This window comes from Exiguobacterium sp. SL-10 (assembly GCF_004337025.1).
In the GTDB taxonomy this organism is placed as follows: Bacteria; Bacillota; Bacilli; order Exiguobacteriales; family Exiguobacteriaceae; genus Exiguobacterium.
This window is the reverse complement of the sequence record NZ_SJUP01000015.1, coordinates 1-17,177: the sequence shown is the minus strand read 5'-3', so window position 1 is coordinate 17,177 and position 17,177 is coordinate 1. Positions and strand designations below refer to the sequence as shown.

Genomic DNA, 17,177 nt, shown 5'->3' with positions numbered 1-17,177 from the left:
CAACACACTATGTTGTTACCTAAACGCGTGAAATATCGTCGTGTACACCGTGGTAAAATGCGCGGGAATGCAAAACGCGGCACAACAGTACATTTCGGTGAATTCGGTCTCCAATCGCTCGAAGCGAGCTGGATTACAAACCGTCAAATCGAATCAGCACGTATCGCAATGACACGTTATATGAAACGTGGTGGTAAAGTGTGGATCAAGATCTTCCCACACAAACCATACACGAAAAAGCCTCTCGAAGTCCGAATGGGTTCGGGTAAAGGTGCTCCAGAAGGCTGGGTAGCTGTAGTTAAGCCTGGCAAAGTTATGTTTGAAATCGCGGGTGTATCTGAGGAAGTCGCACGTGAGGCACTTCGTCTTGCTGCGCACAAACTTCCAGTTAAATGTAAGTTCGTGAAACGTGAAGAAAATGGTGGTGATACGAATGAAAGCAACTGATCTCCGTCAATCAACAACTGAAGAGCTCAACGGTAAAGTAGGCGAGTGGAAAGAAGAACTCTTTAACCTTCGTTTCCAATTAGCTACAGGTCAGCTTGAGAATCCTGCTCGTATCCGTGAAGTACGCAAGTCGATTGCGCGTGCTAAAACGATTCTTCGTGAACGCGAACTCGGCATCAACAACGGCTAATCTAATCGGATTCTTTAAGAGGAGGTAACACTCATGGAACGCAATAAGCGTAAAGTACTCACTGGACGCGTCGTGTCTGACAAAATGGACAAAACGATCGTCGTTGCAGTTGAAACAAAAGTACGTCATAAGCTTTATGGCAAACGTGTAAACTACACGAAGAAATTTAAAGCGCACGATGAGAACAATGTCGCTAAAATCGGCGATGTCGTCCGCATCGCGGAAACACGTCCGCTTTCTAAAGACAAACGTTTCCGTCTCGTAACAGTAGTAGAAGAATCAGTAATCATCTAATAACAGTTCGGATCTATAAACATCCGGAGGGAGGTACACTCGCATGATTCAACAAGAATCTCGCTTGAAAGTAGCAGACAACTCTGGCGCGCGTGAACTGTTGACAATTAAAGTCCTCGGTGGTTCAGGTCGTAAGACTGCCAACATCGGTGACATCATCGTCGCAACGGTAAAACAAGCAACACCAGGTGGCGTTGTTAAAAAAGGTGACGTTGTCAGAGCAGTTGTCGTTCGTACAAAACGCGGCGCTCGTCGTAAAGATGGTTCGTACATCCGTTTCGATGAGAACGCAGCAGTCATCATCAAAGATGACAAGAGCCCACGCGGCACTCGGATCTTCGGGCCAGTTGCACGTGAACTTCGTGAAAAAGAATTCATGAAGATCGTTTCGTTGGCACCGGAAGTACTTTAATTTCCAATTTCAATCCTATAAGGAGGTGCGCAAAACGATGCATGTTAAAAAAGGCGATACAGTCCAGGTAATGTCTGGTAAAGATAAAGGCAAGCAAGGGGTTATCCTCAAAGCTATGCCAAGCAAGAACCGCGTAGTCGTAGAAGGTATCAACGTGATTAAAAAACACTCGAAACCATCACAAGCGAATCCACAAGGCGGTATCCTTGAAATCGAAGCACCAATTCACGTCTCGAACGTCATGCCACTCGACCCTAAAACGGGCAAACCGACTCGCGTTGGTTTCAAAGTAGTCGATGGTAAAAAAGTTCGTGTCGCGAAATCGGGCGAAGTACTCGATAAATAAGAAGAACGTGACGAAAGGAGGTCCATTCGACTATGAACCGTTTGCAAGAGAAGTATAAAAGCGACATCGTGAAAGCGATGATGGATAAATTCAACTATGACTCAGTTATGCAAGTCCCACAGGTCGACAAGATCGTCATCAACATGGGTGTAGGTGACGCTGTTTCGAACTCGAAGGCTCTTGACATGGCAGTGGAAGAATTATCAATTCTTTCTGGTCAAAAACCACTCGTAACGAAGGCTAAGAAATCAATCGCTGGTTTCAAACTTCGTGAAGGCATGCCAATCGGTGCGAAGGTTACTCTTCGTGGCGAGCGTATGTACGATTTCCTCGACAAATTGGTAACTGTTTCACTTCCACGTGTACGTGACTTCCGCGGTGTATCGAAGAAAGCATTCGACGGACGCGGTAACTACACGCTTGGTGTGAAAGAGCAACTTATTTTCCCTGAGATCGATTACGATAAAGTAACTAAAGTACGCGGTATGGATATCGTTGTTGTTACAACAGCGAACACAGACGAAGAAGCTCGTGAATTGCTCACACTTCTCGGAATGCCATTCCAAAAATAATCTAAAGGGAGGTCGACAACATGGCTAAAAAGTCAATGGTGAATCGCGAACACAAACGCGAGAAACTCGTTGCCCAGTACGCTGAGAAACGTGCACAATTAAAAGCTGAAGGCGACTACATCGGACTCAGCAAATTGCCACGTAACTCTTCACCTGTACGTCTTCATAACCGTTGCCGTATCACAGGTCGTCCACATGGTTACATGGGTAAATTCGGGATCAGCCGTATCAAGTTCCGTGATCTTGCATACAAAGGTCAAATCCCTGGTGTTAAAAAAGCAAGCTGGTAATCCACTAACAGTGTGAAAGGAGGTACATCGCATGGTAATGACAGACCCAATTGCAGATATGCTTACACGTATCCGTAACGCTAACATGGTTCGCCATGAAAAATTAGAGCTTCCAGCTTCTAATATCAAACGTGAGGTTGCAGAGATCCTCAAGCGTGAAGGTTTCATTCGCGATGTTGAATATATCGAGGACGCTAAGCAAGGTACACTTCGTCTGTTCCTTAAATACGGAGCAAGCAACGAACGTGTTATCACTGGTCTCAAACGCATTTCGAAACCAGGTCTTCGTGTATACGCAAAAGCTGATGAAGTACCAAAAGTACTCGGAGGACTCGGTATCGCAGTTCTTTCGACATCAAAAGGTCTTATGACTGATAAAGAAGCTCGCCAACAACAAGTCGGCGGCGAAGTGCTCGCCTACATCTGGTAAGTCACTTTTCTAACAAGAACGGAGGTGTAATCAATGTCACGTATTGGTAAAAAACCAGTTACGATTCCAGCTGGCGTTACTGTCACGGTTGCAGAAGACAACACGGTCACAGTAAAAGGTGCTAAAGGTGAACTTTCGCTTTCAGCTAACCCAGCCTTGGAAGTCAAAATTGAAGAAAACGAATTGACTGTCGTTCGTCCGGATGACTCGAAAGAGAACCGTACGATCCACGGTACGACACGTGCCCTTATCGCCAACATGGTAGAAGGTGTGTCTAACGGATTCCAGAAAACACTTGAGATCTCAGGGGTTGGTTACCGTGCTGCTAAGCAAGGAAACAAACTCGTCCTCAGCCTCGGTTACTCGCACCCAATCGAGTACGTTGCTGAAGAAGGTATCGAGATCGAAGTTCCTTCAAACACGCAAATCATCGTTAAAGGGATTAACAAAGAGCGCGTCGGTCACGTTGCAGCTCAAATCCGCTCGTACCGTGCTCCAGAACCTTACAAAGGTAAAGGTGTTCGTTACTCTGATGAACGTATTCGCCGTAAAGAAGGTAAGACTGGTAAGTAATTCGTCACGAAATGAACGGAAAGGAGTGGCATAAATGATCACAAAAGCAGACAAAAATGCAGTTCGTAAGAAACGTCATGCTCGTGTACGTCGTACGATCACAGGGACAGCAGCTCGTCCACGTTTGAACGTATTCCGCTCGAGCAAGCACATCTACGTTCAACTCATCGATGATGCAGCACAAACAACGCTTGTGTCAGCATCTTCGAAAGATAAAGCTCTCGATCTTACAAACGGCGGCAACGTTGAAGCAGCGAAAGCTGTTGGTAAACTTGCAGCTGAACGTGCACTCGAGAAAGGTATCGACACTGTTGTGTTCGACCGTGGTGGATACCTCTATCATGGCCGCGTCAAAGCTGTTGCTGAAGCAGCTCGTGAAGCAGGTCTTAAATTCTAACAAAAAGGAGGGGACACTTGATGCGCCAGTTAGACGTTAACATGGAACAACTTGAAGAACGCGTTGTTACCGTAAACCGCGTCGCGAAAGTCGTGAAAGGTGGCCGTCGCTTCCGTTTCGCCGCTCTCGTCGTCGTAGGTGACAAAAATGGTCACGTCGGTTTCGGTACAGGTAAGGCACAAGAGGTGCCAGAAGCGATCCGCAAGGCTATTGAAGCCGCTAAGAAAAACATGGTTCAAGTACCTATGGTTGGTACAACAATTCCACACGAAATCACAGGAGTATTCGGAGCAGGTCGTGTATTCATGAAACCAGCTTCTGAAGGTACTGGGGTTATCGCAGGTGGTCCAGTTCGTGCAGTGCTCGAACTCGCAGGTGTAGGTGACATCCTTTCGAAATCGCTTGGATCTAACACACCAATCAACATCGTCCGTGCGACGGTTAAAGGCTTGACAGAGCTTAAAAAAGCAGAGGAAGTTGCTAAACTACGCGGTAAAAGCGTAGAAGAACTTCTTAAATAAGGGAGGGAATTAGACATGGCGAAACTCGCAATCACCCTCACACGCAGCACTATTGGTCGTCCGGAAGATCAGCGTGTAACAGTACGTACACTCGGTCTTCGTAAAATGCATCAGACTGTCGTTGTCCCTGACAACGTAGCGATGCGCGGTATGATCAAAAAAGTGTCGCACCTTGTGACTGTAAACGAAATCAACGAATAATAAAGATCTTACTAAATAAGGAGGTGCCACTATGAAACTCCATGAATTGAAGCCAACTCCAGGTTCGCGTCACGAACGCAACCGTGTCGGTCGCGGTATGGCGACTGGTAACGGTAAAACTTCTGGCCGTGGACATAAAGGTCAAAAAGCTCGTTCGGGCGGTGGCGTTCGTCCAGGATTCGAAGGTGGGCAAAACCCACTTTACCGTCGTCTTCCAAAACGCGGTTTCAACAACCCTACTCGTAAAGAGTATGCAGTTGTTTCCCTAGACACGCTTAACCGTTTCGAGGCAGGTACTGAAGTTACTCCAGAACTCTTAATTGAGACTGGTGTTGTCAGCTCTGCTAAAGACGGAATCAAAGTACTTGCTAACGGCAAGCTTGAAACAAAATTGACTGTAAAAGCCAACAAATTCTCGGGTGCAGCGAAAGAAGCGATCGAAGCAGCTGGCGGTTCAGTTGAGGTGATCTGATGTTTCAGACGATCTCCAATATGTGGCGCGTGAAAGATATTCGACAGCGTATTCTCTTCACACTCGCAATCATCATCATTTTCCGCATCGGGGCCCATATCCCGGTGCCGATGGTGAATACGGATGTGTTGCGTTTTGACTCAGGTGGTCTTTTAGACTTCTTGAACTTGTTTGGAGGAAATGCTTTACAGAACTTCTCCCTGTTCGCAATGGGGATCATGCCGTACATCACGGCATCGATCGTTGTGCAACTTTTACAAATGGACGTCGTTCCGAAGTTTGCCGAATGGGCAAAACAAGGCGAGTCTGGACGTAAAAAGCTAGCGACGGTCACGCGCTATGGGACGATCATGTTAGGGTTTATCCAAGCGACGTCATTGTCGTTCGGATTTAACCGCCTCTATCCAGGTCTCGTCAACGAGACGTGGGGCACGGCAACCTACTTCGTGATTGCGATCGTACTGACTGCAGGTACGGCGTTCTTGATGTTCCTTGGTGAGATGACGACGGAGAAAGGTGTTGGAAATGGTATTTCCATCATTATCTTCGCCGGTATCGTCGCTGGGTTCCCAAGAATCTTTACGCAGATTTATGAAACGAAGCTCCAAAATGCTGGAGATGCGTTATTCATTAACATCGTTTACTTGGTTGTATTGGCGTTGGTTATTCTTGCGGTGACGGTTGGGATCATTTATGTTCAACAAGCGGCCCGCAAAATTCCAATCCAATATGCAAAACGCACGGCGAACCGTACCCCTGTGGGCGGACAGTCGACGCACTTGCCAATCAAACTAAACGCTGCCGGTGTCATCCCGGTCATCTTCGCGATTTCCTTCATGGTGACACCACCAACTGTTGCAAGCTTCATTGCTTCTCCAGAAACGACGCAGAAGTTGCAGACTTACTTCGATACGACGTCTCCAATCGGAATGTCGATCTACGTAGCGCTCATCATCGCGTTCGCTTACTTCTATACATTCATTCAGGTCAACCCTGAACAGATGGCAGAAAACCTGCAGAAGCAAGGTGGCTATATTCCTGGGATTCGTCCTGGGGCGCAAACAGAACAGTACATCACGAAGTTACTCTATCGTTTGACTTTCTTCGGAGCGATTTTCTTATCGCTCGTAGCGATCATGCCGACAATCTTCATTAAGCTTGCCGGTCTCCCAACTTCGGTGCAAATCGGAGGAACGAGCTTGTTGATCGTCATCGGGGTAGCCCTCGAAACGATGAAACAAATCGAGAGTCAACTCGTAAAACGACACTACAAAGGCTTTATCCGTTAAAGCGGAAGGAAGGGTACACCCTTCCTTCCTGTCGTGTTACGACGTGTTGTGAAAATCAAAACTGGAGGCTAACTGAGATGAATCTAGTACTCATGGGCTTACCGGGTGCAGGGAAAGGGACTCAAGCGGCAAAAATCGTCGAAGAGTACCAAATCCCACACATTTCGACAGGCGACATGTTTCGTGCGGCAATCAAAGGCGGAACGCCACTCGGCAAAGAAGCAAAATCGTTCATGGATAAAGGCGAACTCGTACCGGATGAGGTAACAATCGGAATCGTACGTGAGCGTTTGAGTCAAGATGATACGAAAAACGGCTTCTTACTCGATGGATTCCCGCGTACTGTTGCTCAAGCAGAGGCACTCGAAAGTTTGCTTAAAGATTTGGGAAAACAGATTGACCATGTCGTGAACATCGATGTGGATGCGGAAATTCTCGTCCCGCGTTTGACAGGTCGTTGGATCTGCCCGACGTGTGGTGCGACATATCACGTGATCTTCAACCCACCTAAAGTGGAAGGCATCTGTGATGTGGATGGGTCGGCTCTCATGCAACGTGAAGACGATAAAGAGGAAACGGTCCGCCGTCGCCTTGACGTCAACATCGAGCAATCGAAACCACTCATTGACTTTTACGCTGAAAAAGGGTATCTTCGTACATTGGATGGAGATCGTCCAATCGATGTCGTATACGCCGATGTCAAAGCGTTACTCGGTGGTACTGAATGATCATCACGAAGACGCCTCGTGAAGTAGCGATTATGCGTGAGGCTGGGCAAATTGTTGCTCGAACACACCAGGTGCTCAAAGAGCACATCAAACCAGGTATTACGACGCTTGAGCTCGACCGGATCGCGGAAGAATACATTCGCAGCCAAGGTGCGACACCGTCGTTCAAAGGCTACAACGGGTTTACCGGTAGCGTTTGTGCTTCAGTGAACGAAGAGCTTGTTCATGGGATTCCCGGAAAACGGGTATTGAACGATGGAGATATCATCTCGATCGATATCGGTGCCTACTATAACGGATACCATGGAGATTCCGCTTGGACGTATCCAGTGGGAACAATCTCGGAAGAGACACAGCAGTTACTTGACGTGACTGAAGAAAGTCTGTATAAAGGATTGGAGCACGCTAAGGCTGGACAGCGTTTGACAGACATTTCGCATGCGATTCAAGCGTATGTGGAATCTCATGATTTCTCTGTCGTCCGCGAATATGTCGGTCATGGTGTCGGACAAAATTTGCATGAAGAACCGCAAATTCCGCACTATGGTCCACCGGGGAAAGGGCCGCGCCTGAAGACTGGAATGACGTTAGCCATTGAACCAATGGTCAACGCTGGTCAACGCTATGTTCGGACACTGGCTGACAACTGGACAGTTGTGACAGTGGACGGTAGCATGTGCGCCCACTTTGAGCACACCATCGCCATCACAGACGATGGATACGAGATTTTAACGAAACTCGATTCCGGTGAATGAGGCTCTATTGCTTCGTGCTGATCCGTTATGGATCCTTCTCTCACAGTACAATGCGATAGATCGTCTGTGCTCCTAAATATCTTCATATAGAAAGGGGAATAAATGATGGCGAAACAAGATGTCATTGAAGTGGAAGGCACTGTTGTCGAACCACTTCCAAACGCAATGTTTAAAGTGGAGTTAGAAAACGGCCACACGGTGCTCGCGCACGTCTCAGGGAAAATTCGGATGCACTACATTCGAATCCTTCCAGGTGACCGCGTAACTGTCGAGTTGTCTCCGTACGACTTGACTCGCGGGCGGATTACGTACCGTTACAAGTAACTCCGATTTTTCCAGGAGGAGGGTATAATCATGAAAGTAAGACCGTCGGTAAAACCGATCTGCGAAAAATGTAAAGTTATTCGTCGTAAGGGTAAAGTAATGGTAATTTGCGAAAACCCGAAACACAAACAAAAACAAGGTTAATCTAAGAGGAGGTGCACACATGGCACGTATTGCTGGTGTAGATATTCCACGCGAAAAACGTATCGTTATTTCGCTCACATACATCTTTGGTATTGGTAAAACAAGAGCACAAGAAATTTTGAAGGCTGCAAACGTATCTGAAGATTCACGCACACGTGATTTGACAGAAGACGAAATCAACCGTATCCGTGAAGCAATTGACGGAATTAAAGTTGAAGGTGACCTTCGCCGTGAAGTTTCACTCAACATTAAACGTTTGATCGAGATCGGCGCATATCGCGGTGTTCGTCACCGTCGTAGTCTCCCTGTTCGCGGACAAAACACGAAGAACAACTCGCGTACTCGTAAAGGCCCACGCCGTACAGTAGCGAACAAGAAGAAGTAAAGGAGGGAATTGAACAATGGCGAAACGTAAGCAAAATGTACGTTCAAAACGTAAAGTCAAAAAACATGTTGAAGTCGGTGTGGTACACATCCGTTCTACATTCAACAACACAATTATCACAATCACTGACACGCAAGGTAACGCGATCTCATGGGCTACTTCTGGTAACCTTGGATTTAAAGGATCACGTAAATCGACTCCGTTCGCAGCACAATTGGCTGCTGAAACTGCAGCGAAAGTTGCAATGGACAACGGTATGCGTACAGTAGAAGTTAACGTTAAAGGTCCTGGTGCTGGACGTGAAGCGGCTATCCGTGCCCTCCAAGCTACTGGTCTTGAAGTAACTGCAATCCGTGACGTAACACCAGTTCCGCACAACGGTTGCCGCCCTCCAAAACGTCGCCGCGTATAATCGCTTGTGCGTGTGAAGGGCTTACCTAGCACAAACAGCATATACAATGCAGCTCACGCTGCATGGCAGGATACACTCAAGGAGGGGTTCAGATGATCGAGATTGAAAAACCAAAGATCGAAACGGTCGAAATCAGCGAGGATGCTACGTTTGGTAAATTCGTGGTAGAACCGCTTGAACGTGGATATGGCACGACTCTCGGCAACTCACTACGTCGGATTCTTTTGTCATCGCTCCCTGGTGCAGCGGTAACAGCAGTTCAAATCGATGGCGTACTTCATGAGTTCTCTACGATTGACGGAGTCGTCGAAGACGTCACGCAAATCGTATTAAACCTCAAGAAGTTGGCGCTCAAAGTGTACTCAGACGAAGAGAAAACGCTTGAGATTAATGTTTCAAGTGCCGGTGCTGTCACTGCGGCAGACATTACCCATGATAGCGACGTTGAAATCTTGAATCCTGAGCTCCACATCGCGACTCTCGCTGACAACGCGACGCTTCGCATGCGTTTGACTGCTCGCCGTGGTCGTGGTTACGTCCAGGCAGAAGATAACAAACGTGATGATATGCCGATTGGCGTTATTCCAATCGATTCGATCTACACACCGATTCAACGTGTGAACTACGAAGTAGATAAAACACGTGTCGGTCAAGATGCTAGCTTCGATAAGCTTCTATTAGACGTGTGGACAGATGGTTCAATCCGTCCGGAAGAAGCAGTATCACTCGGGGCGAAAATTTTGACAGAACACTTGAATATCTTTGTTGGCTTGACTGACGAAGCTCTCAATGCAGAAATCATGGTCGAGAAAGAAGAAGACCAAAAAGAAAAAGTACTCGAAATGACGATTGAAGAACTCGATCTCTCAGTTCGTTCGTACAACTGCTTGAAGCGCGCCGGCATCAACACTGTTCAAGAACTCGCAAACAAATCAGAGGAAGAGATGATGAAAGTTCGTAACCTCGGACGTAAATCACTCGAAGAAGTTCAACTCAAGTTGGACGAGCTCGGTTTGGGCTTGCGCAAAGAAGACTAAGTTCAACCGAAGGAGGGAAATGTAATGGCTTATTCGAAACTCGGCCGTACAAGCTCACAACGTAAGGCACTTTTACGTGATCTTGCAACTGACCTTATTATCAACGAGCGCATTCAAACAACTGAACAAAAAGCGAAGGAACTTCGCCCAGTCGTTGAAAAATTGATCACTCTTGGGAAACGTGGCGATCTTCATGCCCGTCGTCAAGTAGCTTCATTCGTTCGTAAAGAGAACGCTGGAGAAAAAGACGCAATCCAAAAATTGTTCGAAGACGTGGCACCACGCTACGCTGAACGTCAAGGTGGATACACACGCATCATGAAAGTCGGCCCACGCCGCGGTGACGGTGCGGAAGTCGTAATCATCGAACTCGTCTAATTCATTAGGCAGTCAACAGGGCATGCGGTGACGTATTGCCCTGTTTCCACATCGGAAAGGAGTCGGCAGATGGAATCTCAAATTATGGTACGCGATATCGTGTTTCGTTACCCGGGACAGACCGAGCCAGCCCTCAATGGGTTGTCACTCGACGTATACAAAGGGGAATGGCTCGCCATCGTTGGCCATAACGGTTCTGGAAAATCGACTTTGACGAAGTTGTGGAATGGGCTTTTGCTTCCTCAAGAAGGAGAAGTCCGGGTGGAAGCACTCGATCCAACGGACGCCACAGACGTGTGGGACGTTCGGAAACGGATCGGTGTCGTCTTCCAAAATCCTGACAACCAGTTTGTCGGGGCGACCGTGCGCGATGATGTGGCATTTTCTCTCGAAAACATGGGACTTCCACGTCAAGAAATGGTTCGTCGAATTGATGACAGTCTAGCGCGCGTTGGATTATCGGAACTAGCGGACCGTGAACCGCATCAGTTATCCGGTGGACAAAAGCAGCGCGTTGCGATTGCTTCGGCTCTCGCAATGCGCCCGCATGTCCTCGTGCTCGATGAAGCTACCTCGATGCTTGACCCGATCGGGCGCAAAGAGGTGATTGAAACGGTACAGCAGCTCGTCTCAGAAGGGATGACCGTTGTCGCCATTACCCACGAGCTCGACGAAGTGTTGTTTGCCGACCGTATCATTGCATTGTCAAAAGGCAAGATTGCGATGACCGGCACACCCGAAGACGTGTTTCAAAATCCGGAGGCGTTACGAGCCATCCAGCTCGACGTGCCGTTTATTGTCCGGATGCAACTCGAACTGAAGGAACGGGGCATACCACTCGATCGTCTGATGCTACAACATTCGGAGTTGGTGAACCATCTATGCCGATTAGCATTGAAGAAGTGACTTACCAATATCAATTGAATACTCCGTTTGAACGAACCGCGCTGCGCGATGTGAATGTGTCTATTCCGTCGGGGGCGCTTGTTGCGTTTCTTGGCCACACCGGCTCAGGGAAGTCAACGCTCGTTCAACATATGAATGGACTGCTGCGACCGACAAAAGGGCGTGTCGTTGTCGATGACATCGAAGTCCGTGCGATCACGAAGCGTCGCGATAAAAAGCAAAGCCTGCTTCCGCTTCGGCGCCGCGTTGGGCTCGTCTTTCAATATCCGGAGCATCAACTATTTGAAGAGACGGTCGAACGCGACGTCATGTTTGGTCCACGAAATTTTGGGGCGTCTGAAGACGAAGCGAAAGAGCGGGCTCATGCTGCGTTGCGCCTCGTCGGACTGGATGAAACGTTATGGGGCCGTTCCCCGTTCGATCTTTCGGGCGGACAGATGCGTCGCGTCGCAATCGCCGGCGTACTCGCGAGCCGTCCGAACGTTCTCGTCGTGGATGAGCCGACGGCAGGGCTCGACCCGCTCGGCCGTCGTGAGATGCTGGCATTATTCAAACGATTAAAGCAAGAACTCGATTTGACGCTCATTCTCGTTTCGCACGATATGGACGACGTGTTAGCGTACGCAGAACGAGTTGTCGTCATGGAACGGGGCGAGGTCGCCTTTGATGGGAATCCATTTGACTTGTTCAAAGATGAGGCACTTGTCAAAGGGCTCCAGCTTGAAGTCCCGCATGTGCTTCGTTTTGCGAGTGAGCTTGCCCCTGTGTTCGGTGTCGCGACACCGGCCTTACGGACCGAAGGCGAATTGGCAGACTGGATCGCGCTCGAATTGAGAAAGGGGAGAGCGACATGATTATCGGACAGTACATTCCCGGACATTCATGGCTCCATACGCTCGATGCGCGAGCGAAGACGTTGTTCATCCTCGGCTTCATTCCAATCGTCTTTTTAGCTGATAACTTATGGACGAACGTGTTCTTGCTCGGCTTTACCTTGTTCGCCGTGAGACTGTCTCAATTGTCATGGCGGTATTTATGGAACGGCCTAAAGATGATTTTGTTTTTAATCGTCTTCACGCTGTTGCTGCAACTGTTCTTTAACCGGGACGGGACAGAATTGATTACGTTCGGTCCGTTCGCGATTTATTCGGAAGGCGTCCGGATGGGCTTGATCGTCTCGCTTCGCTTCTTCTACCTTGTCATGTTGACGACGCTCGTCACGCTGACGACGACACCGATGGAATTAACCGATTCGATTGAAGCAGGGCTCCGTCCCCTCGAACGGTTCCGGGTGCCTGCGCATGAGATCGCTCTTATGTTGTCCATCTCGCTTCGGTTCTTGCCGACTTTGGCTGACGAGACGGATCGTATTATGAAAGCTCAGCAGGCGCGAGGTGTCGATTTGAAGAGCGGGCCGATCAAAGATCGCTTGAAGGCGGTCGTCCCACTCATGATCCCATTATTCGTGTCGGCGTTTAAACGCGCTGAAGACCTCGCTACGGCGATGGAAGCCCGTGGGTACCGTGGGGGTGAAGGACGGACGCGCTTGCGTGAGATGACGTGGCATCGGCGTGATACGGCGTTGCTCCTCCTCTTTGTCGTCGTGACACTCATCTTGATTGGATTGCGAGGGATCGAATGAAGCGAATTAAATTGACGATTGCGTATGATGGAACGAATTATGCGGGTTATCAGGTACAACCGAATGGAAATACCATACAAGCCGAAGTAGAGGCTGTGCTAGCGCGGATGCATAGTCAGACAGTCAAGGTGGTGGCATCGGGCCGTACAGATGCTCGTGTACATGCTCGAGGACAAGTGCTACACTTTGATACGCACCTCGCGATGCCAGCCGATCGGTTTGTTAAAGCGTTGAACGCGATGTTGCCGGATGATATTCTCGTTCGGTCCGCTGAAGAGGTCGATGCATCGTTTCATGCGCGTTACGGGGCGAAGCGAAAAGAGTATCGTTATTTCTTCCGAAGCGACGCCGACCCGTTCCGGCGTCATCATGCCGTGACGGTCACGTATAAGCTCGATCATGAGCGGATGCGACAGGCGCTACGCACGCTCGTCGGAACTCACGACTTCACTTCCTTCTCGGTGACGAAGGCGGAAGTCGAAGATCGTGTCCGCACGATCTATGAAGCGGAGCTCGTCGAGGCGGGCGATGAGATGTACGTCCGTTTCGTCGGCTCGGGTTTTCTTTATAACCAAGTCCGGATCATGGTGGGGACGTTGTTAGAGGTCGGGCGTGGGAAATATGAGCCGGCGGACGTGAGCCGGATGCTCGCCTCAAAAGACCGGCGCAGCGCTGGGATTACAGCCCCACCGCACGGTCTATACTTGTGGAATGTGAATTATGAAAAAGTAGATTGACATTCCCCCTATAAAATCGTATTATATTCATTGGCATTTCATTTTCACATTGAGAGATGAACCACAATCTTAGCCCCGTAAACTAGGATTATGATAAAGCATCAAACAAGCACTAAAAAAAATTAGTAAACAGACATTTTAGGAGGTATTCCACATGCGCACGACATTCATGGCAAAAGCATCTGAAGTAGAACGCAAATGGCTCCTTATCGACGCAGAAGGCAAAACACTTGGTCGTTTGACTAGTGAAGTAGCATCACTTCTTCGCGGTAAGCACAAGCCGACTTTCACACCAAACGTTGATTGCGGAGACCACGTCATCATCATCAACGCTGAGAAAATCCACTTAACTGGTAACAAAATGAACGACAAGATTTACTACCGTCATTCAGGTCATCCAGGCGGTTTGAAATCACAAACTGCAAAAGAGCTTCTCGCAAAACGTCCAGAGCGTATGCTTGAACTCGCAATCAAAGGGATGCTTCCAAAAGGATCACTTGGTCGTCAATCATTCACTAAACTCCACGTTTACGCTGGAGCTGAGCACAACCACGCAGCACAAAAACCAGAAGTTTACGAACTTCGCGGTTAATCGGGACACAGGGAGGAACTAAACGATGGCAGATGTACGTTACTACGGAACAGGCCGCCGCAAACACTCGGTGGCTCGCGTTCACCTCGTTGCAGGTGACGGCAAAGTTGTTGTAAATGGCCGTGATATTTCAGAATACTTCGGACATGAGACTTTGATCATGATGGCAAAATCACCACTCGTATTGACTGAAACAGAAGGTAAATACGATGTAATCGTTAACGTTAACGGTGGTGGATTCACTGGACAAGCTGGAGCAATTCGCCACGGCGTATCGCGTGCGCTTCTTCAAGCGGACCCAGAATTCCGTCCAAGCCTCAAAGAAAAAGGCTTCTTGACTCGTGACGCTCGCATGAAAGAACGTAAAAAATACGGTCTTAAAGCTGCACGTCGCGCACCACAATTCTCGAAGCGTTAATCTTCGAACAATTTGGTTCAAACTCTCTGCCCATTGGGGTAGAGAGTTTTTTTGTTGCTCGTGAAATTGTTGACCTCCATTCCCTCAAGAAAACGCTTTTTTTGATATACTGTTAGCGAGACAGAAATTAGGGGGAAACCACATGCTTACAGTAGAACAAGTTCGTGAAGAATTGGCGGGGTTGATCGATCCAACAATCAACCGTACGCTTGGAGATACAGCTGGCGTGAAGGATATTCGCATTAAAGAAGATTATGTCAGTGTAAAAGTGGCACTCGGTCAAACCGGGAGTGGCGAACAGCTTCAACTTCAACAAGAGATCGTCACGTTGCTCAAGGGGAAAGGCTTCAAGACGGTCGGCCTTCGTTTCGAGGCACTCAATGATGAAAGCTTAAAAGAAGCGACGAAGCCGGCCATTCTTCGTGAGAATTCCGGTACGACGTTCATTGCAATCGCATCAGGGAAAGGCGGCGTCGGTAAATCGACCGTTTCAGTCAACTTGGCAGTCGCGTTAGCGCGAGCCGGGAAGAAGGTTGGGTTGATTGATGCGGATATTTACGGTTTTAGTGTACCGGATATGCTTGGAATTGAAGAGCGACCTGTCGTCCGTGGAGAGAAAATCATTCCGGTCGAACGATTCGGCGTGAAAGTCATTTCGATGGGCTTCTTTGTAGAGGATAATGCACCAGTCATCTGGCGTGGACCGATGCTCGGAAAAATGCTCAATAACTTCTTCAACGACGTCGAATGGGGCGACCTGGACTATTTACTCCTCGATTTGCCACCGGGGACTGGAGATGTCGCCCTTGATATCCACTCGATGCTTCCTGCATGTCAAGAGTTGATTGTCACAACGCCACACGCGACAGCTGCCTTTGTCGCTGCGCGAGCCGGGGCAATGGCCATCAAGACGAACCATAAAGTGCTTGGCATCATTGAGAACATGGCGTATTTTGAAAGTAAAGTAACAGGTGAGAAAGAATACGTCTTCGGCTACGGTGGTGGCGAAAAATTGTCCGAGGCGTTGAAGAGCAAGTTGCTCGCACAAATTCCCCTCGGTCAGCCGTATGAGAACGAAGAAGACTTTGCCCCATCCGTTTATCGGGACGGGCATCCATTCGAAAAAACTTACGACGGACTGGCGCAAGCGGTCATTCAACAGATAGAAGGGTAATGGTTTACAGATGAAGGTACAAGGATTTTTAAGATTGTTTTGGACGACGCTCGTCTTCGGGACGTTGTTCGGATTTGTCATGAACTTGCTAGCCAATCCTGGCTATTTGGTGAGTCAATCATGGGAAGCGATTGTGACGGCGCTCAGTTACTCGAGCACGTGGACCGGGATTAGCATGATGGGCTTTTTCGCCTACTTGATCGTCCACCGGGTTGGATTAGATTTATTCCGAGGTCCAAGACTGTGGAACCGCGTGCAAGTGCTATTGATCGCCTTCGCGTTGTTTGATGCGGTCTATCTTCGTATGCTCGCGTTCGGTAATGATCATATGTGGCGCTATATCGGTGAGATGGTCGTGTTGGTAATCGTGTCATGGATCATCGCAACGAGTAAGGCGAAACAGACGAACGCGAGTGCGTTCATCCCGACGCTCTTTTTGATGATCGTTATTACATTGATTGAATGGATCCCAGCACTCCAGGCAACAGATGAAATCGCCCTCTTGTGGCCGGCGCTAGCGACGCTTGTGTTTGCCAATGCGTATCAAGTGCTGATGCTTCACCGCTTCCAAGCGCCTGCTCAGGCAGAGAGCGTCAAACCGTCGACAGCGGGAAAGGCTAAAACGAAGAAACGTGTGTCTTCTAAATCATCGTGACAGCGTACTAGTACAAGCTCAGACATTCGTCTGGGCTTGTTTGTTTGAAACGTTCTATCGTTCAGTTACAGAGCATAAAACAAAAAATAAAGTTTTTTTAGAAAAACAGTTGACGAAAATGCAGGGCGCTGATATATTAATAAACGTCGCTGCTGTTCAAAACTGAACAACAGAAAGTAAGTGAAAAAAATAATAAAAAACGGTTGACTTTGAAAGTCCAAATCGCTATTATTAAAAAGTCGCTAACACGACAAACACTTGGTCTTTGAAAACTGAACGATGAGGCAAAAAAGTTTTACAATTTTTGAATGAAGCGCAAGCTTCGTCATTTTTAAAGAGCTATATCAAATTCTTTGGAGAGTTTGATCCTGGCTCAGGACGAACGCTGGCGGCGTGCCTAATACATGCAAGTCGAGCGCAGGAAATCATCTGAACCCTTCGGGGGGACGTTGATGG

General features: G+C 48.3%; 30 protein-coding genes and 1 rRNA gene. All 31 read left to right on the top strand.

What is annotated here, in order from left to right:
* Positions 1–9 precede the first annotated feature (9 nt).
* Positions 10–447, top strand: coding sequence for a 50S ribosomal protein L16 (gene rplP / locus EVJ33_RS13600; RefSeq protein WP_016508922.1), 438 nt, complete (start codon positions 10–12; stop codon positions 445–447).
* Positions 434–637, top strand: coding sequence for a 50S ribosomal protein L29 (rpmC, locus tag EVJ33_RS13595; RefSeq protein WP_012727669.1), 204 nt, complete (start codon positions 434–436; stop codon positions 635–637). Before rplP ends, rpmC begins: the two co-directional genes overlap by 14 nt.
* A 33-nt stretch (positions 638–670) precedes the next feature.
* Positions 671–931, top strand: coding sequence for a 30S ribosomal protein S17 (gene rpsQ, locus EVJ33_RS13590; protein WP_021066611.1), 261 nt, complete (start codon positions 671–673; stop codon positions 929–931).
* A 43-nt stretch (positions 932–974) separates the two neighbouring features.
* Entirely contained in the window at positions 975–1,343 is a 369-nt protein-coding gene (gene rplN, locus EVJ33_RS13585) for a 50S ribosomal protein L14 (RefSeq protein ID WP_012727667.1), read from the top strand.
* Positions 1,344–1,380: 37 nt separating this feature from the next.
* Entirely contained in the window at positions 1,381–1,689 is a 309-nt protein-coding gene (gene rplX / locus EVJ33_RS13580) for a 50S ribosomal protein L24 (RefSeq protein ID WP_021066612.1), read from the top strand.
* Between the two features lie 32 nt (positions 1,690–1,721).
* On the top strand, positions 1,722–2,261 hold the full coding sequence (gene rplE, locus EVJ33_RS13575) for a 50S ribosomal protein L5 (RefSeq protein ID WP_016508927.1): 540 nt from the start codon (positions 1,722–1,724) through the stop codon (positions 2,259–2,261).
* A gap of 20 nt (positions 2,262–2,281) precedes the next feature.
* Entirely contained in the window at positions 2,282–2,551 is a 270-nt protein-coding gene (rpsN, locus tag EVJ33_RS13570; protein ID WP_034781694.1) for a 30S ribosomal protein S14, read from the top strand.
* 31 nt (positions 2,552–2,582) lie between these two features.
* Positions 2,583–2,981, top strand: coding sequence for a 30S ribosomal protein S8 (gene rpsH / locus EVJ33_RS13565; RefSeq protein WP_021066614.1), 399 nt, complete (start codon positions 2,583–2,585; stop codon positions 2,979–2,981).
* Positions 2,982–3,014: 33 nt separating this feature from the next.
* Entirely contained in the window at positions 3,015–3,554 is a 540-nt protein-coding gene (gene rplF / locus EVJ33_RS13560; RefSeq protein WP_131437951.1) for a 50S ribosomal protein L6, read from the top strand.
* 34 nt (positions 3,555–3,588) lie between these two features.
* Positions 3,589–3,951: a 50S ribosomal protein L18 gene (rplR, locus tag EVJ33_RS13555; protein WP_012727661.1), complete on the top strand. Its 363-nt coding sequence runs from the start codon at positions 3,589–3,591 to the stop codon at positions 3,949–3,951.
* A gap of 20 nt (positions 3,952–3,971) precedes the next feature.
* A complete protein-coding gene (rpsE, locus tag EVJ33_RS13550) occupies positions 3,972–4,472 on the top strand; it encodes a 30S ribosomal protein S5 (protein ID WP_021066616.1) in 501 nt (166 codons plus the stop codon).
* 15 nt (positions 4,473–4,487) lie between these two features.
* Complete coding sequence (rpmD, locus tag EVJ33_RS13545) at positions 4,488–4,673, top strand: 50S ribosomal protein L30 (RefSeq protein ID WP_021066617.1); 186 nt, start codon at positions 4,488–4,490, stop codon at positions 4,671–4,673.
* Between the two features lie 31 nt (positions 4,674–4,704).
* Positions 4,705–5,145, top strand: a complete 441-nt coding sequence (rplO, locus tag EVJ33_RS13540; protein ID WP_021066618.1) for a 50S ribosomal protein L15 — start codon at positions 4,705–4,707, stop codon at positions 5,143–5,145.
* Positions 5,145–6,434, top strand: coding sequence for a preprotein translocase subunit SecY (gene secY, locus EVJ33_RS13535; protein ID WP_131437950.1), 1,290 nt, complete (start codon positions 5,145–5,147; stop codon positions 6,432–6,434). The genes rplO and secY overlap by 1 nt, the downstream gene beginning before the upstream one ends.
* 77 nt (positions 6,435–6,511) lie before the next feature.
* Positions 6,512–7,162, top strand: coding sequence for an adenylate kinase (locus EVJ33_RS13530; RefSeq protein WP_029594431.1), 651 nt, complete (start codon positions 6,512–6,514; stop codon positions 7,160–7,162).
* The gene (gene map / locus EVJ33_RS13525) at positions 7,159–7,917 is read left to right on the top strand and encodes a type I methionyl aminopeptidase (protein WP_131437949.1); all 759 of its coding nucleotides are present in this window, start codon (positions 7,159–7,161) and stop codon (positions 7,915–7,917) included. The genes EVJ33_RS13530 and map overlap by 4 nt, the downstream gene beginning before the upstream one ends.
* 105 nt (positions 7,918–8,022) lie before the next feature.
* Positions 8,023–8,241, top strand: a complete 219-nt coding sequence (gene infA, locus EVJ33_RS13520; protein ID WP_021066622.1) for a translation initiation factor IF-1 — start codon at positions 8,023–8,025, stop codon at positions 8,239–8,241.
* Between the two features lie 30 nt (positions 8,242–8,271).
* On the top strand, positions 8,272–8,385 hold the full coding sequence (gene rpmJ, locus EVJ33_RS13515) for a 50S ribosomal protein L36 (RefSeq protein ID WP_003156543.1): 114 nt from the start codon (positions 8,272–8,274) through the stop codon (positions 8,383–8,385).
* 19 nt (positions 8,386–8,404) lie between these two features.
* On the top strand, positions 8,405–8,770 hold the full coding sequence (rpsM, locus tag EVJ33_RS13510; protein ID WP_024372197.1) for a 30S ribosomal protein S13: 366 nt from the start codon (positions 8,405–8,407) through the stop codon (positions 8,768–8,770).
* 16 nt (positions 8,771–8,786) lie between these two features.
* Entirely contained in the window at positions 8,787–9,182 is a 396-nt protein-coding gene (rpsK, locus tag EVJ33_RS13505; protein WP_021066624.1) for a 30S ribosomal protein S11, read from the top strand.
* A gap of 92 nt (positions 9,183–9,274) precedes the next feature.
* Complete coding sequence (locus EVJ33_RS13500; protein ID WP_021066625.1) at positions 9,275–10,219, top strand: DNA-directed RNA polymerase subunit alpha; 945 nt, start codon at positions 9,275–9,277, stop codon at positions 10,217–10,219.
* Between the two features lie 24 nt (positions 10,220–10,243).
* A complete protein-coding gene (gene rplQ, locus EVJ33_RS13495; RefSeq protein ID WP_012727650.1) occupies positions 10,244–10,597 on the top strand; it encodes a 50S ribosomal protein L17 in 354 nt (117 codons plus the stop codon).
* A 69-nt stretch (positions 10,598–10,666) separates the two neighbouring features.
* A complete protein-coding gene (locus tag EVJ33_RS13490; RefSeq protein WP_029594432.1) occupies positions 10,667–11,503 on the top strand; it encodes an energy-coupling factor transporter ATPase in 837 nt (278 codons plus the stop codon).
* Positions 11,479–12,357, top strand: a complete 879-nt coding sequence (locus tag EVJ33_RS13485) for an energy-coupling factor transporter ATPase (RefSeq protein WP_131437948.1) — start codon at positions 11,479–11,481, stop codon at positions 12,355–12,357. Before EVJ33_RS13490 ends, EVJ33_RS13485 begins: the two co-directional genes overlap by 25 nt.
* Positions 12,354–13,145 carry an energy-coupling factor transporter transmembrane component T family protein gene (locus EVJ33_RS13480; protein ID WP_131437946.1) on the top strand — a complete coding sequence of 264 codons (792 nt, stop codon included), beginning with the start codon at positions 12,354–12,356 and terminating at the stop codon, positions 13,143–13,145. The genes EVJ33_RS13485 and EVJ33_RS13480 overlap by 4 nt, the downstream gene beginning before the upstream one ends.
* A complete protein-coding gene (gene truA, locus EVJ33_RS13475) occupies positions 13,142–13,882 on the top strand; it encodes a tRNA pseudouridine(38-40) synthase TruA (RefSeq protein WP_131437944.1) in 741 nt (246 codons plus the stop codon). The genes EVJ33_RS13480 and truA overlap by 4 nt, the downstream gene beginning before the upstream one ends.
* Before the next feature lie 154 nt (positions 13,883–14,036).
* Entirely contained in the window at positions 14,037–14,474 is a 438-nt protein-coding gene (rplM, locus tag EVJ33_RS13470) for a 50S ribosomal protein L13 (RefSeq protein WP_034781675.1), read from the top strand.
* A gap of 25 nt (positions 14,475–14,499) precedes the next feature.
* Complete coding sequence (gene rpsI, locus EVJ33_RS13465; protein ID WP_021066631.1) at positions 14,500–14,892, top strand: 30S ribosomal protein S9; 393 nt, start codon at positions 14,500–14,502, stop codon at positions 14,890–14,892.
* A 142-nt stretch (positions 14,893–15,034) separates the two neighbouring features.
* Positions 15,035–16,066, top strand: coding sequence for an Mrp/NBP35 family ATP-binding protein (locus EVJ33_RS13460; RefSeq protein ID WP_131437942.1), 1,032 nt, complete (start codon positions 15,035–15,037; stop codon positions 16,064–16,066).
* 34 nt (positions 16,067–16,100) lie between these two features.
* Positions 16,101–16,721 (top strand): KinB-signaling pathway activation protein, encoded by a 621-nt coding sequence (locus EVJ33_RS13455; RefSeq protein WP_236634635.1) that lies wholly within the window; start codon positions 16,101–16,103, stop codon positions 16,719–16,721.
* Positions 16,722–17,071: 350 nt separating this feature from the next.
* A 16S ribosomal RNA gene (locus EVJ33_RS13450) occupies positions 17,072–17,177 on the top strand; the annotation flags it as partial.

What these genes read in the sequence shown, in the direction of transcription:
- rplP (WP_016508922.1), top strand. Translation starts at nt 10, where the DNA reads ATGTTGTTACCTAAACGCGTGAAATATCGTCGTGTACACCGTGGTAAA.
- rpmC (WP_012727669.1), top strand. Translation starts at nt 434, where the DNA reads ATGAAAGCAACTGATCTCCGTCAATCAACAACTGAAGAGCTCAACGGT.
- rpsQ (WP_021066611.1), top strand. Translation starts at nt 671, where the DNA reads ATGGAACGCAATAAGCGTAAAGTACTCACTGGACGCGTCGTGTCTGAC.
- rplN (WP_012727667.1), top strand. Translation starts at nt 975, where the DNA reads ATGATTCAACAAGAATCTCGCTTGAAAGTAGCAGACAACTCTGGCGCG.
- rplX (WP_021066612.1), top strand. Translation starts at nt 1,381, where the DNA reads ATGCATGTTAAAAAAGGCGATACAGTCCAGGTAATGTCTGGTAAAGAT.
- rplE (WP_016508927.1), top strand. Translation starts at nt 1,722, where the DNA reads ATGAACCGTTTGCAAGAGAAGTATAAAAGCGACATCGTGAAAGCGATG.
- rpsN (WP_034781694.1), top strand. Translation starts at nt 2,282, where the DNA reads ATGGCTAAAAAGTCAATGGTGAATCGCGAACACAAACGCGAGAAACTC.
- rpsH (WP_021066614.1), top strand. Translation starts at nt 2,583, where the DNA reads ATGGTAATGACAGACCCAATTGCAGATATGCTTACACGTATCCGTAAC.
- rplF (WP_131437951.1), top strand. Translation starts at nt 3,015, where the DNA reads ATGTCACGTATTGGTAAAAAACCAGTTACGATTCCAGCTGGCGTTACT.
- rplR (WP_012727661.1), top strand. Translation starts at nt 3,589, where the DNA reads ATGATCACAAAAGCAGACAAAAATGCAGTTCGTAAGAAACGTCATGCT.
- rpsE (WP_021066616.1), top strand. Translation starts at nt 3,972, where the DNA reads ATGCGCCAGTTAGACGTTAACATGGAACAACTTGAAGAACGCGTTGTT.
- rpmD (WP_021066617.1), top strand. Translation starts at nt 4,488, where the DNA reads ATGGCGAAACTCGCAATCACCCTCACACGCAGCACTATTGGTCGTCCG.
- rplO (WP_021066618.1), top strand. Translation starts at nt 4,705, where the DNA reads ATGAAACTCCATGAATTGAAGCCAACTCCAGGTTCGCGTCACGAACGC.
- secY (WP_131437950.1), top strand. Translation starts at nt 5,145, where the DNA reads ATGTTTCAGACGATCTCCAATATGTGGCGCGTGAAAGATATTCGACAG.
- EVJ33_RS13530 (WP_029594431.1), top strand. Translation starts at nt 6,512, where the DNA reads ATGAATCTAGTACTCATGGGCTTACCGGGTGCAGGGAAAGGGACTCAA.
- map (WP_131437949.1), top strand. Translation starts at nt 7,159, where the DNA reads ATGATCATCACGAAGACGCCTCGTGAAGTAGCGATTATGCGTGAGGCT.
- infA (WP_021066622.1), top strand. Translation starts at nt 8,023, where the DNA reads ATGGCGAAACAAGATGTCATTGAAGTGGAAGGCACTGTTGTCGAACCA.
- rpmJ (WP_003156543.1), top strand. Translation starts at nt 8,272, where the DNA reads ATGAAAGTAAGACCGTCGGTAAAACCGATCTGCGAAAAATGTAAAGTT.
- rpsM (WP_024372197.1), top strand. Translation starts at nt 8,405, where the DNA reads ATGGCACGTATTGCTGGTGTAGATATTCCACGCGAAAAACGTATCGTT.
- rpsK (WP_021066624.1), top strand. Translation starts at nt 8,787, where the DNA reads ATGGCGAAACGTAAGCAAAATGTACGTTCAAAACGTAAAGTCAAAAAA.
- EVJ33_RS13500 (WP_021066625.1), top strand. Translation starts at nt 9,275, where the DNA reads ATGATCGAGATTGAAAAACCAAAGATCGAAACGGTCGAAATCAGCGAG.
- rplQ (WP_012727650.1), top strand. Translation starts at nt 10,244, where the DNA reads ATGGCTTATTCGAAACTCGGCCGTACAAGCTCACAACGTAAGGCACTT.
- EVJ33_RS13490 (WP_029594432.1), top strand. Translation starts at nt 10,667, where the DNA reads ATGGAATCTCAAATTATGGTACGCGATATCGTGTTTCGTTACCCGGGA.
- EVJ33_RS13485 (WP_131437948.1), top strand. Translation starts at nt 11,479, where the DNA reads ATGCCGATTAGCATTGAAGAAGTGACTTACCAATATCAATTGAATACT.
- EVJ33_RS13480 (WP_131437946.1), top strand. Translation starts at nt 12,354, where the DNA reads ATGATTATCGGACAGTACATTCCCGGACATTCATGGCTCCATACGCTC.
- truA (WP_131437944.1), top strand. Translation starts at nt 13,142, where the DNA reads ATGAAGCGAATTAAATTGACGATTGCGTATGATGGAACGAATTATGCG.
- rplM (WP_034781675.1), top strand. Translation starts at nt 14,037, where the DNA reads ATGCGCACGACATTCATGGCAAAAGCATCTGAAGTAGAACGCAAATGG.
- rpsI (WP_021066631.1), top strand. Translation starts at nt 14,500, where the DNA reads ATGGCAGATGTACGTTACTACGGAACAGGCCGCCGCAAACACTCGGTG.
- EVJ33_RS13460 (WP_131437942.1), top strand. Translation starts at nt 15,035, where the DNA reads ATGCTTACAGTAGAACAAGTTCGTGAAGAATTGGCGGGGTTGATCGAT.